Source organism: Caballeronia sp. GAFFF1, assembly GCF_023630705.1.
Taxonomy (GTDB): Bacteria; Pseudomonadota; Gammaproteobacteria; order Burkholderiales; family Burkholderiaceae; genus Caballeronia.
Genome location: NZ_JALQEM010000028.1, coordinates 170,904 through 189,433 on the forward strand (window position 1 = coordinate 170,904; position 18,530 = coordinate 189,433).

Genomic DNA, 18,530 nt, shown 5'->3' on the forward strand with positions numbered 1-18,530 from the left:
ATGCAGCTTTCGGCGTCTTGCAAACCGGTCTCGCTGTTGCGCATGACGGCATTGTGTCTTGTCGCGCTCGTGTGCTTCTGGCTCTTCGTGTTGCCGGTGATCGTGGTCGCGCTGTCGAGCGTGGCGTCGCACTGGTCGGGCACGATTCTTCCTGACGGCTTCAGCGCGCGCTGGTTCGCGCGGCTCGGATCCAGCGAATTCGACGCGCTCACGACGAGCCTCACGACCGGCTTCGCCGTCGCCGTGCTCGGCACCGCGCTCGGGTTGTGGCTCGCGCTGGCGCTCGAAGGGCGCGACCGTCGCGGGCTCGGCGCCCTCGTCGATGCCGTGGCGATGGCGGGCAGCGGCGTGCCGAGCGTCGTGCTGGGGCTCGCGGTGCTGATCGCGTATCACAAGCGGCCGGTCGATTTGTCCGGGTCCGCGGCCATCGTCGTTCTCGTGCAGCTCGCGCTCGTGCTGCCGTTCTGCTACCGCTGCGCCGCCGCCGCGTTGCGCCCGGAGGTGACCACGCTGCGCGAAGCCGCCGCGAGTCTCGGCGCGCCGCCGCGCATGGTGCTGGCCCGCGTCGTGCTGCCGCAACTGCTGCCCGCCGTGCGGGCGAGCCTCGCGCTCGGCTTCGCGCTGTCGCTCGGCGAACTCGGCGCGACGCTCACCGTGTATCCGCCGGGCTTCGCGACCGTGCCTATCGTCGTGGTCGGGCAGGTCAATCGCGGCTACTATCTGCCCGCGTCGGCGCTTTCTTTCATTCTGCTGGCCGTTTCGCTGGCCGCGCTCTTCGTGATCGCGGGCCGTGCGCCGCGTCGTGAAGGCTAGATACTTCGATATCCGAAATAAAATTTACCGGGTTTTCGCGCCACACAGGCAGAAACCTTCGCACGGCTCGTCATACCAAAAAAAATAAAACTGGCGTAACCTGCCTTTTTCGGGCGACCGCGTCCGCGCGCCTGTGCGCGAAATCAGTCGGTCATGCGAAATCCGGCCGAACTCGCGGCGCCCGTCGCTGTCGTTGCATAAGTTGAAAACACCGGAGGTTTCGATGACATCAGTCGACCTGGAATTCGACCAGCTCAATAGCACCGTCGAGGCGCTGCGGCGCTCCATCTCGAACCGCCTGATGTACGGCGTAGGCAAGGACGCGGCGACCGCGCAGCCGCGCGACTGGCTGCATGCGGCGGAACTCGCCGTGCGCGACCGGCTCGTCGCGCGCTGGATGCGCACGACGCGCCAGCAATACGAGCAGGACGTCAAGCGCGTCTATTACCTGTCGATGGAATTTCTCATCGGCCGCACCTTCACCAACGCGCTGCTCGCGCTCGGCATTCACGACGAAGTGCGCGACGCGCTCGCGAGTCTCGGCGTCGATCTGGCCACGCTAGAGGATCTTGAACCCGACGCCGCGCTCGGCAACGGCGGTCTCGGGCGGCTCGCGGCCTGCTTTCTGGATTCGATGGCGACGGTCGGCGTGCCGGGCTTCGGCTACGGCATCCGCTACGAATACGGCATGTTCCGGCAGACGATCGTGGACGGCAATCAGGTCGAAATGCCCGATTACTGGCTGCGCGCGGGCAACCCGTGGGAATTCCCGCGGCCGGAAGTGGTGTACACCGTGCACTTCGGCGGGCGGACGGTGCAGCACGACGACCGCATCGACTGGATCGACACCGAGCACGTCAACGCGATGGCCTACGACACGGTCATTCCCGGCTTCGCGACGACGGCGACGAACACGCTGCGCCTGTGGTCCGCGCGCGCGACCGACGAATTCGATCTCTCTGCGTTCAATCAGGGCGACTACCGCCGCGCGGTGGAAGCGAAGAACACGTCCGAGCATGTGTCGCGTCTTCTGTATCCCGACGATTCGACGCAGGCCGGCCGGGAATTGCGTCTGCGTCAGGAATACTTCTTCGTGTCCGCGACGATGCAGGACCTGATTCGCCGCTATCAGCGCACGCACACGCATTTCGGCCGGCTCGCGGAGAAGGTCGCCGTGCATCTGAACGACACGCATCCGGTGCTGGCCATTCCCGAACTGATGCGCCTGCTCGTCGATACGCACCGCGTGCCGTGGGACAAGGCCTGGAAGCTCGTGCAGCAGATGTTCTCGTACACGAATCACACGTTGATGCCGGAAGCGCTCGAAACGTGGGACGTGGAGATGCTCGCGCGCCTGTTGCCGCGGCATCTGGAGATCATCTTCGAGATCAACGCGCAATTCCTGAAACAGGTCACGGAGAAGTTCGGGCGCGATGTCGAGCTGATCCGCCGTATCTCGCTCGTCGATGAATTCGGCCAGCGCCGCGTGCGCATGGCGCATCTCGCGATCGTCGCGAGCCAGAAGGTGAACGGCGTCTCGAAGCTGCATTCGCAACTCATGGTGCAGAACATCTTCTCCGACTTCGCGCGCATGTATCCGGACCGCTTCACGAACGTGACGAACGGCATCACGCCGCGACGCTGGCTCGCGCAGGCGAGTCCGTCGCTGTCGTCGCTGATCGACAAGCGCATCGGGCCGCGCTGGCGCACGGACCTCTTCGAGCTCGGACGCCTGCGTGAATGGCGCGACGATCCCGAGTTCCGCAAGGCATTCCACGACGCGAAGTTCGCCAACAAGCTGCGTCTCGTGGAACGCGCGCGGCGCGAAGCCAACGCCATCATCAATCCGGAGGCGCTGTTCGACCTGCAGGTGAAGCGCATTCACGAATACAAGCGGCAGTTGCTCAACATTCTGTATGTGATCGTGCGCTACAACCGCATTCGCGAGAATCCGGAACGGGACTGGACGCCGCGCGTGGTGATGTTCGCGGGCAAGGCGGCGTCGGCCTACAAGATGGCGAAGAACATCATCAAGCTCATCAACGAGGTCGCGCGCAAGGTGAATTCGGACCCGCTCGTCGGCGACCGGCTGAAGATCGGCTTCATTCCGAACTACGGCGTGAGCGTCGCGGAACTCATCATTCCGGCTGCGGATCTTTCACAGCAGATTTCGATGGCGGGCACCGAAGCCTCGGGCACCGGCAACATGAAGCTCGCGCTCAACGGCGCGCTGACCATCGGCACGCTGGACGGCGCGAACATCGAGATATGCGAAGCGGTCGGGCGCGAAAACATCTTCATCTTCGGCAATACGACCGACGAAATCGAATCGCTGCGCGCGGCGGGGTATCGGCCGCGGCTGATCTATGAAGAGAATCCGGAGCTGAAGCTCGCGCTCGACCAGATCCGTCTCGGGCATTTTTCGCCGGACGAGCCGCATCGCTTCTATGACATCTTCCACACGCTCGTGGACTGGGGCGATCACTACATGGTGCTCGCCGACTTCGAGAGCTTCGACAAGACGCAGAGCGAAGTCGATCTCAAGTTCCGCGACAAGGATGCGTGGACGAGAAGCGCCATCGAGAACGTAGCGGGCATGGGCATCTTTTCATCGGACCGCACGATCGCCGAGTACGCGCGGGAAATCTGGCACGTGGAGCCCTTGAGTTTCACTTGATGCGCGTCGACACGCTGGCCGCGCGGGACCGTGCGGCCGGCTTTGCGTCAGACCTGCGGCCGTGCCGCGTGCTTTGCGACGGCTTCGCCGACGAGCGCCGCCACGCGGTCCGCGAATTCCTGATCCTTCGTAATCAGCACTTCGCGCTCGCCATCGGAAGTCGTGACCATCAGTTGGTAGATCACGTCCTGCGTGATCCACGACAAATAACCGACCACGACGATCATCACGCCGAGCACGAGCGCCGCGCCCGAGCCGGTCACGAACCCGGCGCCGAGCGCCACCAGTCCGATCAGCGCGATAACGACAGGCAGCGGCTTCTTGCGCTCGACCTTCACGACCCGCGCCGCGCGCAATTCGCGCAGCGGAATCATCTGTCCGGAAGCGGAGAGGCCGGCGCGCGAGAGCGTCACGCCGCGTTCGTTGAAGGGTGTATCCATAAGCGGTTCGATTATGTATTGACGGCGAAGAAACCGGGCAGATTACCAGACGCCGGAGTTGAGCGAAGAAGTCGCGAACGAGGGGAATTGTAAGTGGCCGCCGGACTCCGGCTGTCGAAATCTGTCAGCCGGTAAGCTTCTTTGCGAAAGTAGCCTTATAAGCGTTTCGCCAACTTATTCAGTTCGGATGCCGAAACATATATCGCATGTTGTTGGCACTTCGTTCATGCCGCATCCGTTCGACTGGCGATGCGCAAACATCGCTGGACTGAGCGGTGCAAAGCGCCTTTAATGTTCGTGTATCCGCGCGACGAGCGGGTACGTGTGCCCGTTCGCGCATCACGTAACGACATGCGGTCCCTGTGAATGTCGAGCGCGTGATTAACTGCATCGCATGCGCAGTGCTCGAACGTGGTCGACGAGGACAAGGAGTCACCATGAATGCAATGAGAGGGCGCGCGGTCAGTGCCGTCGTGATCGCCGCGCTGGCGCAGAACGTCGCGGCGCAAAGCAAGCCGATCGCTTATCCGTCGAAGGGGCAGAGCCCGCAGCAACAGCAGAGCGACGACGGCGCGTGCTACAGCTGGGCCAAGAGCAACACCGGCATCGATCCCGCGACGGCGTCCGCCGCGCCGCCGCCGCCTTCCGGTCCAGCAGTAGGCGGGGGCGAGCGCGTGGGCGGCGCGGCGCGCGGTGCGGCGGGCGGCGCAGTGATCGGCGCCATTGCGGGCGATGCAGGCAAGGGCGCGGCCATCGGCGCGACAGCCGGCACCATGGCGGGCGGCGCGAGAGCGCGGCAGAACCGGCGCGCGCAGCAGGCGAACGCGCAGGCGCAAAGCCAGGGCGCGATGGACACCTACTACCGGGCGTGGGCCGCCTGCATGCAGGGGCGCGGCTATTCGATCCAGTAGCGCCGGGACGGTCCGACGCATCCACTCGCGGCCGGGTTCGTGGGCATCGCGCCTCACGGCCCTGCGCCGCGGCCGATTCCGGCCGCGATGTCGCGGCTCACGCTCGCGAGCGCGCGGCTATGCGCGGCGACGAGCGCATCGAAGCCGGTTCCGGTCACCGGTTCGCGCACGACCGAGCGGCCGCTCTGCGCCGTGTCGCCGGCGACGCTGCGCACGGTCCACTGAGCATCGATCACGACCGTTTCGCCGGGAACGGATTCGAACTGCTGGATATCGACGCGCACGCGCCACGCCTGTGCGTCCGCCACCGCGCGCGACGCCACCGCCACGCGGTCGGAGCCGAGCAACAGCGTGAGATCCCCGGCAATGGCATCGGCGATGCTGCTTTTGAGCGGCGCGCCCCAGCGCGCGTATTCGTTGAGCGTGACCTGGTTGGCCGAATCGCGCGTGACGATCTGCGGACGATCGACCAGTTCCGGCACCGTCACGGGGCCGACGATCAGCGGCCGCCCCGGTGCGAAATGGGTCGTCGCGGTAAGCGACGGTTCCGCGCTCAGCCGGTAGAAGCTCGCGCGCGGCGACGCGCAGCCCGCGCAGATCGCGGCGGAAAAAGCTACGGACAAAGCGACGGAGACGAGAGCGGCGCGCATCACTTCTTGTCCTCCGGCTTGCCGCGCAGCAGCGCTTCGGGATGCTCCTGCAAATAGTCCGCGAGACTGCGGAACGAGGCCGCCGTGCGCGTCAGTTCGCGCACCGCTTCGGCCGTGTCCTGCTGCAGGCCGGAATCGGGCATGAGCGTGGAATGCGCGGCATCGAGCGCGGCGCGGGCGGCGGCGAGCGTCGTCGCGGCTTGCGGGACGATCTGCGTATTCAGGTTGCTCATCAGATGACTGGTGTTGTCGAGAGTCTGCTTCGCGCTCGCCGTGAGTTCCTCGATCGGCAGCTTGTCGATGCGCGTCATGATGCGGTTGACCGAATCCTGCAACGACGCGAGGCCGCTCGGCGTGGTGGGCAGAAGCGGCGGCGTGCGGTTCCAGTCGATGCTCGCCTTCTTCGCAGTCGGGAAGAAGTCGAGCGCCACGTACAGTTGTCCGGTGAGCAGACTGCCCGTTCGCAACTGTCCGCGTAAGCCGCGAGCGACCAGCAGTTCCGCGAGCGCGCGCGGGTCGCTCACCATCCGGCCGCCCTTCGCGCCGTTGGCGAAACGGGACGTGAATCGCTCCGGATAGAGCCTCACGTCGACGGGAATGCTGATCTGCCGCGTCGCCGGATCGAAGCGCGTGTAGATGGCCGATACCTCGCCGATGGTGATGCCCCGGAAATCCACCGGCGCGCCGACAGCAAGCCCGCGCACGGAGCCGTGAAAGTCCAACGAGTACGTCTCGACGATGCGCTCCTGCACGCGCAGCGCGTCGGCGCGCGTCGGGAAAAGCGAGAACGTCGTGTTCGCGGGCGCCTCGGCCCAGGTCAGCGATGCTGCGGGCGTCTCGAACGCGAGGCCGCCGATCACCATCGAAACCAGAGACTGCGTGTTGAGCTTGAGCCCGTCGGTGCTGAGCGTGAGGTCGATGCCGCTTGCCTGCCAGAAGCGCGAATCCGCGTTCACATAGCGGTCGTACGGCGCGTTCACGAAGACGTGAAGGGTGACGCCGCTGCCGTCCGGGTCCAGTTCGAACGATGTCACCTGGCCCACTTGCAGGCGACGGAAGTAGATCGGCGCGCCGACATCGATCGAGCCGAGATCCGCCGCTTTCAAAATGAACTGCCGTCCCGGAACGTCGTTCGAGAAGACGGGCGGCGTTTCGAGGCCCACGTAGTCGCGCCGCTCGCGCTTCGTGCGGCCGATGTCCATGCCGATATACGCGCCCGAAAGCAGCGTGCTGATGCCCGAGACCGAGCCGCCCGCCACGCGCGGCCGCACGACCCAGAAGCGCGTGTCGTCGACGAGCATCTTGCTGGCGTCGCGCGTCAGCTCCGCCGTGGCGACGACGCGCGAATAGTCCTTCGACAGCGCCACCGATTTGACGAGCCCGATTTCCACGTCCTTGAACTTGATCTTCGTCTTGCCCGCTTCGAGGCCTTCGCCGGTTCTGAAGCTGATGGTGACGGTCGGCCCTTGTGCGAGCACGGCCTGCGCCGCGAGCCAGATGCCGATCGCCACCGCGATGGCCGGCACGATCCACACCCACGGAATGCGCCAGCGGCGTCTCGGCACGACCTCGGCGTCGGGCGTCTCGTCCGGCGTGCTCATCGTGCCTCCTTGCGCGGCGTCGCGGTGTCCCAGATGAGGCGCGGATCGAACGACATGGCGGCGAGCATGGTCAGCACGACGACCGCGCCGAACGCAATCGACGCGGGACCGGCCTCGATGGTCGCCACCGCGCTGAACTGCACGAGCGCGACGAGCACCGCGATCACGTAGATATCGAGCATCGACCAGCGGCCCACCAGTTCGACGATCCGGTAGATACGGGCGCGCGTTTCGTTGCGCTGTGTCATGTGCAGGTTGGCGCTCGCGGCGAGATAGCCGATGGCGAGGATCTTGAGCATCGGCACCGCGATGCTCGCAATGAACACGATAATGGCGAGCGGCCACGACCCCGACTGCCACAGATAGGCGACGCCGCTCAGAATCGTGTCCTTCTGCGCGCCGAAGAGCGAGCTCGTGTTCATCACCGGCAGCGTGTTGGCCGGGATGTAGAGGACAGCGGCCGCGCTCAGGTAAGCCCATGTGCGCGACAGGCTGGCGGGCTTGCGCAGATGCACGCGCGCGCCGCAGCGCGGACAGCACAAGTGAGCGTGCCGGCGCGCGCCGCGCGTGCACAGGCCGCAGTCGTGGCAGATGAAAATGCCGTTGGCGGCGGCGGTCGCGCCCTGCAGCGGCGTGTCCGCCGGCATGCCGGGCGGCGCGCCTTCGATGCGCGCCCACATGGCCCGCTCGTCGAATGCCGACGATGCCGCGACGAGCAGCAGCATCAACGCCGCGAGCGACCACAGCGCCGGACCCGTCACCACCGACGCGATGTGCGCGAGCTTCACGACCGCGACGAGAAGGCCGAGCATCAGCACTTCGGTCATGCCCCATTCGCGCGCGACGCGGAGCAGGCGGAAGACGGCATACGCGCGCCACGGCCTGCGATTCAAGTGCAGCGGCAGCAGCAGCCAGACCATGCCGAGCGCCTGCAAGCCGGGCATGAGAACCGTCGTGAAGAAGACGAGCCCGGCGAGCGGCCACATGCCGTCGCGATACAGCACGCGCGCCGCGCCAATGAGCGTGGTCCGCACGAGCGAGCCGCTGACCGAAAGACCCACGATCGGAAACGCGTTCGAGATGATCCACAGCACGCAGGCCGTGAGCGCGTAGGCGAGCGCGCGGTCGAATCCCTTTCGACGGCGCCGGTAGAGCACGGCGCCGCATCGGCAGCAGGTCAGCGCGCCGCCGGGCGGCACCGGATTCTCCCGCTGAATGAGATCGCATTCGTGGCACGCGATCAGCGGACGGGCGCCGCTCGAGGCGGCCGGCGCGGATGGCAGCGTGCTCATTGCAGCGCCTGAGCGGTCCCGGCTGGAGCGTTCGTGCCCGCGCTCGCCTGTCCGGTCATCTTGTCCGCCTCGACGACCCAGCCGCCGCCCATCACCTTGTACAGGGTGACGAAGGACGTGAGCGCGGCCGCCTGCGTCTGCGTCTGCGCAAGTTGCGCGTCGAAGAGACTGCGCTCGGCATCGAGCACTTCGATGTAGCTCGTATAGCCGCCCTCGTAGCGCGCCCGCGCAAGCCGCGCATAGGTGCTGAGCGCCGTGACCTGGCGGCCTTGCACTTCGAGCTGCGTGTGCAGCTTTTCGGAAGCGATGAGCGCGTCGTCGACTTCCTGAAAGGCAACCTGAATGGCTTTCTGATACGACAGCAGCGCAGCCCGCTGCTGCGCTTCGGCCGTCTGCACCTGACCGGAGATGTTGCCCGCCGTGAAGATGGGCTGCGTCACCGCGCCCGCGAACGACCACACGCGCGACGGCCCGGTGAAGAGCGACGAGAACTGGCCGCTCGCCGTGCCGAACAAGCCGGTGATCGAGATTTGCGGGAAGTACAGCGCCCGCGCCGCGCCGATGAGCGCATTCGCTGCAATCAGGTTCTGCTCGGCCTGCAGCAGGTCGGGCCGGCGCTCGAGCAGATCGGAAGGCAGTCCCGCCGGAATCACGGGCGTGGCGAGCGCGCCGAGTTCGCGGCCGCGCACGATCGGCCGCGGGTTGTCGCCGAGCAGGATGGAAAGCGCGTCTTCCTGCTGCGCGATTTGCGTTTCCAGTTGCGGAATCGTGGCGAGCGAGGCTTCGTATTCGGACTGGCTCTGCGCGAGTTCCATCTGCGAGACTTCGCCGCCCTGAAAGCGCAGCGTGAACACGTGCACCGATTCCGCGCGGCTTTCGGTGGTCGCCTTCGCGATGGCAAGCTGCTGATCGAGGCTGCGCAGGTTCAGATACGACGACGCGACCGATGCCACGAGCGACAGGATCGTCGCCCGGCGAGCCTCCTCGCTCGACAGCAGATTCGCGCGCGCCGCTTCCGTCAGCCTGCGAATGCGGCCGAAGAGGTCGATCTCCCACGCCGCCGACACCGAAAGCTCGAAGTCGTTGAAGACCGGTCCGACGCCCGGCAGCGTAGGCTGCGGTCCCGCCTGCGAGATACGCTGCCGTCCCGCCGTCGCGCCTGCCGAGATCTGCGGGAACAGCGCCGAGCGCGTCGTGACGAACTGGCCCATGAACTGTTCGACGCGCGCCGCTGCTATCTTCACGTCCTTGTTGTTGACGAGCGCGGTGGCGATGAGGTCGTCGAGAACAGGGTCCTGGAACTGCTTCCACCATTCGGTGTTCGCGGTGTCGGCGACTTCGGTGGCGGCGAAGCGAAAGGTCGCGGGCGTCGGCACGGGCTCGCGCGAATAGTTCGGCCCGAGCAGGCAGCCGTTCAGCGACACGACGCCGACGAGACCCGCGAGCGAGAGAAAGAGCCGGGCGCGCCGCATGTCAGTTCCCCTCGTTGGGAGCGGAAGGCCGCGCGTCGGCGCCGCCGCCCGATGCGCCGTGAGCTTGCGCGGCATCGGAAGCGTGTGCCGGCGCGGCCGCGGCCGGCGGGGCGTGTCCGCTTTTCTTGCTCGAGCGCGAGGACATCGTTTCGAGCACGTAGAAGAACATCGGAATAAAGAATACGGCGATGACCGTTGCGCCGAGCATCCCGCCGATCACGCCTGTGCCGATGGAATGCCGGCTGTTCGCCGATGCGCCCGTCGCGATGGCGAGCGGCACGCAGCCGAGGATGAACGCGAGCGATGTCATGACGATCGGCCGCAGACGTTCTTCCGCGGCAATCATCGTCGCGTCGAACACGGATTTGCCCGACTCGCGGTTGATCACGGCGAATTCGAAGATGAGAATCGCGTTCTTGGCGGCCAGCGCGACGAGCATGGTGAGGCCGATCTGGAAATACACGTCGTTGTTGAGCCCGCGCAGCAGGATGGCGAGCAGCGCGCCGAAGATGGCGAAGGGCACGGCCATCAAGACGCCGAACGGCAGGCTCCACTTCTCGTACTGGGCGGCGAGAATCAGGAACACCATCACGAGCCCGAATATGAAAACGAGTGCCGACGAACTGCCCGACTGCTTCGCTTCGAACGCCTCGCCGCTCCACGCAATGCCGTAATCGGACGGCAATCCGGCAGCCACTTCTTCCAGCGCCTGGATGACCTGCCCGGACGCATAACCGGGCGCGGCGTTCGCGGTGATCTTGACTGCCGGGAAGTTGTTGAAGCGCGTGATGAGGTCGGGCCCCGTGACGTAACGCGTGTTGACCACCGACTTGAGCGGCACCATGCTGCCGCTCTTGCTCTTCACGAAGATCTGCGTGAGATCGTCGGGCCGCAGCCGATACGAAGGCTCGGCCTGAAGGATCACTTGCCAGAGGCGGCTCGACCGGTTGAATTGCGATACATAGAGCGAGCCGAACATCGTCTGCATCGCGCTGTACACGTCCTCGACGGGCACGCCGAGCGTCTCGGCCTTGTCGCGATCCACGTCCGCGAGCAACTGCTGCGAAGCCGCGTTGAAGGTCGACGTGACGCCGGTCAGTTCAGGCCGGCGCTTGGCCTTGGCCACGAAGTCGTCGACGATCGCCGCGAACTGCGCGGTGGGCGCGTCGCCCTTGCTCTGAATCCACATTTCCGTGCCGCCCGTGGTGCCGAGGCCCGGTATCGACGGCGGATTGAGCGGCACGACAATGCCTTCCCTGATCTGCGAGAGCGCCTTGTAGGCATCGACCAGCACGGAGCGCGCGTTCTGCGTGCGGATGTTCGCGGACTTGTAGCGCTCGTCGAAGCTCTTGAAGCCCACGAAGAACGTCGACGCATTGTTCTTGTTCTGGCTGTCAAGAAGACTGAAGCCGTCGACGGTCGCGATGCTGCCGACTGCCGGCTGCTTCAGGAAATATTCGGTGACGCGGTCTGACACTTCTCCCGTTCGATCCAAAGATGCCGCGTCCGGCATGATGACCGCGCCCAGCAGATAGCCCTGATCTTCGGGCGGCAGGAACGCCGTGGGAATGTCGCGCATCATGACGACAGCAAGCGCAATCATTCCGACGAACAGCAACAACGCGATGACGAAGCGTTTAATCGCGACGCGCACCACCGACGTGTAGCCCGCCGTCATGCGCGCGAACTGGCGGTCGAACCAGCGGAAGAAGCCCTTCTTCTCGTGATGCCCCGGCTTGAGCAGCAGCGAGGCGAGGGCAGGCGACAAGGTCAGTGCGACGATGCCCGAGATGATGACCGATATCGCGATGGTAATGGCGAACTGCTTGTACATCTGCCCCGTGATGCCGCCGAGAAACGCCACGGGCACGAACACGGCGCACAGCACGAGAACGATGGCGACCACCGGCCCGGCCACTTCGTCCATCGCAAGTTTCGCGGCCGCCTTCGGATCGAGCTTGTGCACCGTCATGTTGCGCTCGACGTTTTCGATCACGACGATCGCATCGTCCACGACAATGCCGATAGCCAGCACCATGCCGAAGAGGGTCAGCATGTTGATGGAGAAGCCGAGCGCCGACATGCCCATGAACGTGCCGACGATGGACACGGGCACCGCGAGCACCGGAATCAGCGTGGCGCGCAGGCTTTGCAGAAACACGAACACGACGATCACCACGAGCACGACCGCTTCGAAGAACGTATGCACGACATCGGAAATGGAGGCCCGCGTGAATTCGGTCGTGTCCATCGCGATCTGGTAGTCGATGCCTTCCGGAAACGACTTCTTCATTTCGGCGAGACGCGCGCGCACTTGCTTCGAGACGTCGAGCGCATTCGCGCCCGGCTGCTGATACACCGCGAGCACCGTCGCGGACTTGCCCTGAAAGCGGCTGCGAATGGAATAGTCTTTCTGGCCGAGTTCCGCGCGGCCCACGTCCTTCAGACGCACGATAGCCGCGCCGCCCGACTCCGCGCGGATGATGATGTTCTCGAACTGCGACGGCTCCGTGAGCCGCCCCGATGTCGTCACCGCGAACGACTGCTCGACGGGCGCGCCCGTCGGCGATTGCCCGAGGCGTCCCACCGCGAACTGCTGGTTCTGGTTGGCGACGGCTGTCTGCACATCGGCGGCCGTAACGCCGAGTTGCGCCATGCGGTCGGGCTTGAGCCAGATGCGCATGGCGTAATCGGGCGTGCCGAATATGCTCGCCTGATTCGCGCCGGGAATGCGCTTGAGGGCATCCAGCACGTAGACGTTCGCGTAGTTGGCGATATAGGTGGCGTCGTAACGCTCGTCGGGCGAATAGATGGCGATCACCATCATGAACGCCTGCGACTTCTTCTGCACCTGCACGCCTTGCGCCGTGACCGATTGCGGCAGTTGCGGCAACGCGAGGTTGACGCGGTTCTGCACGTCCACTTGCGCCAGCTCCGGGTTGGTGCCGATCTCGAAGTACGCGTTGATGGTCAGGTTGCCCGTCGAGGAACTCGACGAACTCATGTAGATCATCCGGTCGGCGCCATTGACCTGCTGTTCGATCGGCGCGGCTACGTTGTTCGCGACGACATCGGCGCTCGCGCCCGGATACGTCGCGGAGATGGTGATTTGCGGCGGCGTGATGTCGGGATACTGCGCTGTCGGCAGCGCGAGCATCGCAAGCGCGCCGCCCAGCGTGATGACGATGGAAATGACCGAGGCAAAAATCGGGCGGTCAATGCAGAAATGTGAGATGTTCATTGGCCTCTTCCGCGCGACGTGCTTCCGATGCTTCCATTGCTTCCGGTAGTCGGCTCTTCAGATCACTTCTCGGTGCCGCCGCCTTCGTTTTTTGTTTGGGTCAGGGACGCCTGCGCGCCGGGAGCGGACGTCGCGGCTGGCGCCGCTGCCGGTGCTTCGCCCGGCGTCGGCGCGCTGACCACGCGCACTTGAGAATCGGCTCCGACGCGCACGGCGCCGTCGACGATCACGCGCTCCCCCGCCTTCAGGCCGCTCGTCACGAACCAGTCGTCGCCATGCCATTCGCCGACTTCGACTACGCGCTGACGCGGCTTGGATTGGTCATCGAGCACCCAGACGAAATGACTTTTCGCGCCCTGCAGAATCGCGCGCTGCGGCACCAGAATGGCGTTGGGGCGCACCGCGCCCGCCACGCGCGCCTTCACGAACTGGCCGGGGCGCAGCGTGCCGCGCGGGTTTGCGAACACCGCGCGCACGAGGAACGTGCCCGTCTCCGTGCTGAACGCCGGATTCGTGAAGTCGATGTGGCCAGTTTGCGGGTAGACAGATCCGTCTGCCTGAATGACGGTCACATCGAACTTGTTTCCGGGCGGAAAGTGCAGTTCGTCTTTGCGGATCTCCTCGCGCCATCTCAACAACTCGTTCTCCGAGATGCTGAAGTTCACCCACATCGGGTCCAACTGATAGATGTAGGTGAGGAGGCCCGATTGCGTCGGCGTGACGTAGCTGCCTTCCTGCACGCGCGCAAAACTCGACAACCCCTTGAGCGGCGAACGGATCGTCGTATAGCTCAGGTTCAGTTGCGCGGTCTGCACTTCGCCTTGCGCGGCGATGACGGCGGCTTCGGCCTGCTTTTCATTACCGGTGGCGTCGTCGAGATCCTTCTTGCTCAACGCGTTCATCGCGGCGAGCGGCACCACGCGCGCGAGATTCTGCTTCGTGACGAAGAGCCGCGCCTGCTGCTGCGCGAGTGCGCCCTTGGCCGTTTGCAATGCGGCCTCGAAGGGGCGCTTGTCCATGAGGAACATCACCTGTCCGGCTTCGACCAGCGCGCCTTCGGTGTACATGCGCTTCTCGAGAAAGCCGTCGACCCGTGCGCGTATTTCCACTTCGCGCGAACTCTGTGTCTGCGCGGTGAACTCGAAGTTCACTGGCGTGGACTTTGACGTGACGGTGACGACGGTGACATCGACGGCCGGCCGCGGCGCTTCGGGAGGCGGCTTGTTGCACGCCGCGAGCGCGAGCAGCACGATCGAGGCAGAGCAACGCAAGCGCAGTGCGAGCATCCGGCGCGGCAGTTCGTAGAACCGCTTGCAGTCGAGCATCTGTTTGCACATGAACGCCATGAGCGCCTCCCCCCTGGGATGGCCGATAGTCGGGAGCGAACGCGCTGACGCGTGCTCGCCACGGCATGCTCGCGCGATGCAATTGGCGACTGCGTACTAAACGACGGCGTGCCGCGGAAGCATCGGCTTCCCGAGCGACGCCATCGATACAACCGAATGGCCAAGCGACGTCAATGAGCGCGAGCCTGATACTTGTGATGTGTTAGCGGACTCCGATCGTAACGGTGCGAAGCGCCGGAAAGGTCGGCTTTCCACCGTCAGGCGTGACGTTTTCGATGAGTTCAGTAATAAACGAAGACGATCCAAAACGCCATAAAAAATTTGGTGGGGATCACGGGCGAAGGAATGCCTCTGCGTGCGCGGTGCTAAAGGCTGACGAATCGTCACCGTGCATGAATGTAGGGATTACTTATTATCGTTCGCGACGGATATATCGATTGTGGAAACAATAGTCGCAACTATGCACACGCCCGAATTTTTCTCTGCCTTCATTCCGGGTTACGTGTCGACTTGCATATCGCAAATTAACGATATATACTTCGCTTCAAGACGATTTGGAACGTGCGTGCTCACCGCCGCATGTGCCGGCCGTCAGGCGCACGAACAACGAAATGGACATCGACGCAATACACAAGGCCCTTGCCAACCCCCTTCGCCGCGAGATTCTCGAATGGCTGAAGGAGCCGGAGCGACATTTCCCCGATCAGGAACTGCCGCTGTCGCATGGCGTCTGCGCGGGCCAGATCGATGGGCGCTGCGGCATGTCGCAGTCCACCGTTTCCGCGCATCTTGCCACTCTGCATAAAGCCGGGCTCGTCACCACCAAGCGCGTAGGGCAGTGGGTGTTCTTCAAGCGCGACGAAGCGGTCATTCAGGCGTTTCGCGATTCCATCGGGAATCTTTGAGCGTGCGGATGCGCTTCGAGGCGACAGCATCATTTCAATTCAATTAGGATATCTTATCGTTATGCCGACTCTTTTCGATCCGCTTCAGGTAGGCGCAATCACGCTCAAGAACCGCATCGTCATGGCGCCGCTCACGCGCCAGCGCGCAGGCGTCGAACGCGTGCCGAACGCAATGATGGCGCAGTACTACGCCGATCGCGCATCGGCCGGTCTCATTCTCAGCGAAGCGACTTCCGTCACGCCGCAGGGCGTCGGTTATGCCGATACCCCGGGCATCTGGTCGGACGAGCAAGTCGAAGGCTGGAAGCTCGTCACGCGCGCCGTGCATGAAGCAGGCGGCAAGATCTTCCTGCAGTTGTGGCACGTGGGCCGCATTTCGGACCCCATCTTCCTGAACGGCGAACTGCCGGTCGCGCCGAGCGCGATCGCAGCAGCAGGACATGTGAGCCTCGTGCGTCCGCAGCGTCCTTACGTCACGCCGCGCGCGCTGGAACTCGATGAGATCGCAGGCGTGGTCGCGGCTTATCGCAAGGGCGCGGAGAACGCGAAGCGCGCGGGCTTCGACGGCGTGGAAGTGCACGGCGCGAACGGATATCTGCTCGACCAGTTCCTGCAGGACAGCACCAACAAGCGCACCGACGAGTACGGCGGCCCGATCGAAAATCGCGCGCGCCTGATGCTCGAAGTGGTCGACGAGTGCATCGCGGTGTGGGGCCCGGATCGCGTGGGCGTGCATCTCGCGCCGCGCGCCGATTCGCATACCATGGGCGACAGCGACCGCGCAGCCACCTTCGGCTATGTCGCGCGTGAGCTCGGCAAGCGCAAGATTGCCTTCATCGCAGCGCGCGAGGCGGAAGGTCCGGATAGCCTCGGACCGCAACTGAAGAAGGCATTCGGCGGCGTGTATATCGCCAACGAAGGCTTCACGAAGCAAAGCGCCGAGGCCATCATCGAGCGTGGCGATGCCGACGCCGTGGCGTGGGGCAAGCCGTTCATTGCGAACGCGGACCTAGTGCGCCGCTTCGAGATCGACGCGCCGCTGAATCAGCCGGATACCACGACGTTCTACGCACCGGGTGCGAAGGGCTATACGGATTACCCGTTGCTGGAGACGGCAGAGTAAGCAACGCACGCTTTGCGTATGTTTGTGAAACAGCGGCTTCGGCCGCTGTTTTTTTTCGCCTCACGGTCGGTCTCATGCGCTGCTACGTCGTGCAACGACCTCATCTCTCCGAACGCGCTTCGAAATTATCATTTTCGCTCTCTACCGCGCCGCGAAAATAGTGTATTGGTGCGTTTGACTTTCTGCCGGCCGTTCTCAACCACGCGCACCCGCGCCGGAACGACACCAACCCGGCGCATGCCGCGATTCGTGTCATGAACGATTCAAGACGCCGCTCATTCCTTACGTTTCTCCCGTGCCCGTCGGGCATCTGACGGTCTCGGGTTCATCCCGCAAAGGAGCGCATATGTCGTGGCTTACGCAAACGCTGCGCAGTTACCCGGAGATCGCCATCTTTCTCTCGCTCGGCATCGGGTACTGGGTCGGCGGAAAATCGTTCAAAGGATTCAGCCTCGGTGCGGTGACCGCGACGCTGCTCGCCGCCATCGCCATCGGGCAACTCGGCATCGCCATCTCGTCGAATGTGAAGGCCGTCTTCTTTCTGATGTTTCTGTTCGCGGTCGGCTATGGCGTCGGCCCGCAATTCGTGCGCGGCATCGCGAAAGACGGCTTGCCGCAGGCGCTTTTCTCGGTTATCCAGTGCGTGCTCTGTCTCGCCGCACCGTATGCCGCGGCGAAGATCGCGGGCTATGACGTCGGATCGGCGGCCGGACTCTTCGCGGGATCGCAGACCATCTCGGCGTCGATGGGCCTCGCCACCGACGCGATCAATCGCCTGGGCCTGCCCGCCACCGAGACCAAGGCATTGCTCGACGCGATGCCGACCGCGTACGCCGTCACCTACATCTACGGCACCATCGGCTCCGCGATCATTCTCGCGATGCTCGGGCCGAAGCTGCTGAACATCGATCTCGTTGCCGCGTGCAAGGACTACGAGCAACAGCTCGGCGGAACGGCCGAACTCGGCGGGCCGGGCAGCGGATGGCACCAGTTCGCGCTGCGCGCGTATCGCGTCGCCGACCAGGGCCGCGCAGCCGGCATGAGCGTGAGCCAGCTGGAGGCGCTGAGGCCCGCCGGCGCGCGGCTTTTCGTCGAACGCATACGGCGCGAGGGCAAGATTCAGGAAGCGAAGCTCGACGATGTGCTTCAGCCGGGCGATGTCGTCGCGGTCGTCGGGCGGCGGGAGCATCTCATCGATCTCATCGGCGGCACCGCGACCGAGGTCGATGACGCCGAACTGCTCGCAGTGCCAGTCGAAGGCGTCGATGTCTATATCACCAGCAAGAACGTGGAAGGGCGCACGCTTGCCGAACTGGGGCAAACGCCGGGCGCGCGCGGCGTGTTCATACGGCGCATCAAGCGTGGCGCGACGGAGACGCTGATTCCCGTGCTGCCGAGCACCAAGCTGTATCGCGGCGACACGGTGACGCTCGTCGGACGCACGCAGGATACGACTGCGGTGGCGAACGCAGTGGGCGTCATCGACCGCCCGAGCGACATGGCGGACATGGCGTTCGTCGGGCTCGCCATCACACTCGGCGCGCTCGTCGGCGCATTCGTGATCCGCTTCGGCGCGGTGCCGATCACGCTCTCGACGGCGGGCGGCGCGCTGATCGCGGGCATCATCTTCGGCTGGCTGCGCGCGATCCATCCGACGTTCGGCCGCATTCCGTCGCCGACCATCTGGTTCATGAATTCAGTGGGCCTGAATGTCTTCATCGCGGTCGTCGGCATATCGGCGGGGCCGGGCTTCGTCGCGGGCCTTCAGAAGCTCGGCGTGAGCCTGTTTTTATGGGGTATTTTCGCGTCGTCTGTGCCGCTCATCATCGGCATGTATATCGCCAAATACGTCTTCAAATTCCATCCCGCAATTCTGCTCGGCATCTGCGCGGGCGCGCGCACGACGACGGCTGCGCTCGGCATGATCTGCGATGCGGCCAAGAGTCAGGTGCCGGGCTTGGGCTACACGGTCACGTATGCGGTCGGCAATACGCTGCTCACCATCTGGGGGATGGTCATGGTGATGCTGATCACGTGAAGACGGACGCTGCGTGTCTCA

The 18,530-nt window shown here is 64.5% G+C and carries 13 protein-coding genes; 6 read left to right on the plus strand and 7 right to left on the minus strand.

What is annotated here, in order from left to right; translation table 11 throughout:
- Positions 1–42: 42 nt before the first annotated feature.
- Both phnV and NCR37_RS14435 read left to right on the plus strand, forming a co-directional pair.
- The gene (phnV, locus tag NCR37_RS14430; protein ID WP_250473566.1) at positions 43–813 is read left to right on the plus strand and encodes a 2-aminoethylphosphonate ABC transport system, membrane component PhnV; all 771 of its coding nucleotides are present in this window, start codon (positions 43–45) and stop codon (positions 811–813) included.
- Positions 814–1,036: 223 nt separating this feature from the next.
- Positions 1,037–3,490, plus strand: coding sequence for a glycogen/starch/alpha-glucan phosphorylase (locus tag NCR37_RS14435; protein ID WP_250473567.1), 2,454 nt, complete (start codon positions 1,037–1,039; stop codon positions 3,488–3,490).
- Between the two features lie 47 nt (positions 3,491–3,537).
- Here the strand turns inward: NCR37_RS14435 and NCR37_RS14440 are convergent, their stop codons facing one another.
- Positions 3,538–3,930 carry a DUF6232 family protein gene (locus NCR37_RS14440; RefSeq protein WP_250473568.1) on the minus strand — a complete coding sequence of 131 codons (393 nt, stop codon included), beginning with the start codon at positions 3,928–3,930 and terminating at the stop codon, positions 3,538–3,540.
- 446 nt (positions 3,931–4,376) lie between these two features.
- Here NCR37_RS14440 and NCR37_RS14445 point away from each other — a divergent pair, with 446 nt between their 5' ends.
- Positions 4,377–4,841 (plus strand): glycine zipper family protein, encoded by a 465-nt coding sequence (locus NCR37_RS14445; protein ID WP_250473778.1) that lies wholly within the window; start codon positions 4,377–4,379, stop codon positions 4,839–4,841.
- A 53-nt stretch (positions 4,842–4,894) separates the two neighbouring features.
- On the opposite strand, the gene NCR37_RS14450 is transcribed toward NCR37_RS14445, so the two are convergent.
- The 6 genes from NCR37_RS14450 to NCR37_RS14475 form a co-directional block, all read right to left on the minus strand.
- Positions 4,895–5,491, minus strand: coding sequence for a PqiC family protein (locus NCR37_RS14450; RefSeq protein WP_250473569.1), 597 nt, complete (start codon positions 5,489–5,491; stop codon positions 4,895–4,897).
- Positions 5,491–7,092 (minus strand): PqiB family protein, encoded by a 1,602-nt coding sequence (locus NCR37_RS14455; protein ID WP_250473570.1) that lies wholly within the window; start codon positions 7,090–7,092, stop codon positions 5,491–5,493. The genes NCR37_RS14450 and NCR37_RS14455 overlap by 1 nt, the downstream gene beginning before the upstream one ends.
- Positions 7,089–8,384, minus strand: coding sequence for a paraquat-inducible protein A (locus tag NCR37_RS14460; protein WP_250473571.1), 1,296 nt, complete (start codon positions 8,382–8,384; stop codon positions 7,089–7,091). The genes NCR37_RS14455 and NCR37_RS14460 overlap by 4 nt, the downstream gene beginning before the upstream one ends.
- Complete coding sequence (locus NCR37_RS14465) at positions 8,381–9,856, minus strand: efflux transporter outer membrane subunit (protein ID WP_250473572.1); 1,476 nt, start codon at positions 9,854–9,856, stop codon at positions 8,381–8,383. The genes NCR37_RS14460 and NCR37_RS14465 overlap by 4 nt, the downstream gene beginning before the upstream one ends.
- A 1-nt stretch (position 9,857) precedes the next feature.
- Complete coding sequence (locus tag NCR37_RS14470; RefSeq protein WP_250473573.1) at positions 9,858–13,097, minus strand: efflux RND transporter permease subunit; 3,240 nt, start codon at positions 13,095–13,097, stop codon at positions 9,858–9,860.
- 62 nt (positions 13,098–13,159) lie between these two features.
- Positions 13,160–14,443, minus strand: coding sequence for an efflux RND transporter periplasmic adaptor subunit (locus tag NCR37_RS14475; protein ID WP_250473574.1), 1,284 nt, complete (start codon positions 14,441–14,443; stop codon positions 13,160–13,162).
- Positions 14,444–15,054: 611 nt separating this feature from the next.
- On the opposite strand from NCR37_RS14475, the gene NCR37_RS14480 reads away from it, so the two are divergent.
- The 3 genes from NCR37_RS14480 to aspT all read left to right on the plus strand — a co-directional run bounded on the left by NCR37_RS14480 (position 15,055) and on the right by aspT (position 18,509).
- The gene (locus NCR37_RS14480) at positions 15,055–15,348 is read left to right on the plus strand and encodes an ArsR/SmtB family transcription factor (RefSeq protein WP_250473575.1); all 294 of its coding nucleotides are present in this window, start codon (positions 15,055–15,057) and stop codon (positions 15,346–15,348) included.
- Positions 15,349–15,409: 61 nt separating this feature from the next.
- Positions 15,410–16,471, plus strand: a complete 1,062-nt coding sequence (locus NCR37_RS14485) for an alkene reductase (protein ID WP_250473576.1) — start codon at positions 15,410–15,412, stop codon at positions 16,469–16,471.
- 346 nt (positions 16,472–16,817) lie between these two features.
- Positions 16,818–18,509: an aspartate-alanine antiporter gene (gene aspT, locus NCR37_RS14490; protein WP_250473577.1), complete on the plus strand. Its 1,692-nt coding sequence runs from the start codon at positions 16,818–16,820 to the stop codon at positions 18,507–18,509.
- Positions 18,510–18,530 lie beyond the last annotated feature (21 nt).

Coding starts and splice junctions, on each gene's coding strand:
- phnV (WP_250473566.1), top strand. CDS start 43: ATGACGGCATTGTGTCTTGTCGCGCTCGTGTGCTTCTGGCTCTTCGTG.
- NCR37_RS14435 (WP_250473567.1), top strand. CDS start 1,037: ATGACATCAGTCGACCTGGAATTCGACCAGCTCAATAGCACCGTCGAG.
- NCR37_RS14440 (WP_250473568.1), bottom strand. CDS start 3,930: ATGGATACACCCTTCAACGAACGCGGCGTGACGCTCTCGCGCGCCGGC.
- NCR37_RS14445 (WP_250473778.1), top strand. CDS start 4,377: ATGAGAGGGCGCGCGGTCAGTGCCGTCGTGATCGCCGCGCTGGCGCAG.
- NCR37_RS14450 (WP_250473569.1), bottom strand. CDS start 5,491: ATGCGCGCCGCTCTCGTCTCCGTCGCTTTGTCCGTAGCTTTTTCCGCC.
- NCR37_RS14455 (WP_250473570.1), bottom strand. CDS start 7,092: ATGAGCACGCCGGACGAGACGCCCGACGCCGAGGTCGTGCCGAGACGC.
- NCR37_RS14460 (WP_250473571.1), bottom strand. CDS start 8,384: ATGAGCACGCTGCCATCCGCGCCGGCCGCCTCGAGCGGCGCCCGTCCG.
- NCR37_RS14465 (WP_250473572.1), bottom strand. CDS start 9,856: ATGCGGCGCGCCCGGCTCTTTCTCTCGCTCGCGGGTCTCGTCGGCGTC.
- NCR37_RS14470 (WP_250473573.1), bottom strand. CDS start 13,097: ATGAACATCTCACATTTCTGCATTGACCGCCCGATTTTTGCCTCGGTC.
- NCR37_RS14475 (WP_250473574.1), bottom strand. CDS start 14,443: ATGGCGTTCATGTGCAAACAGATGCTCGACTGCAAGCGGTTCTACGAA.
- NCR37_RS14480 (WP_250473575.1), top strand. CDS start 15,055: ATGGACATCGACGCAATACACAAGGCCCTTGCCAACCCCCTTCGCCGC.
- NCR37_RS14485 (WP_250473576.1), top strand. CDS start 15,410: ATGCCGACTCTTTTCGATCCGCTTCAGGTAGGCGCAATCACGCTCAAG.
- aspT (WP_250473577.1), top strand. CDS start 16,818: ATGTCGTGGCTTACGCAAACGCTGCGCAGTTACCCGGAGATCGCCATC.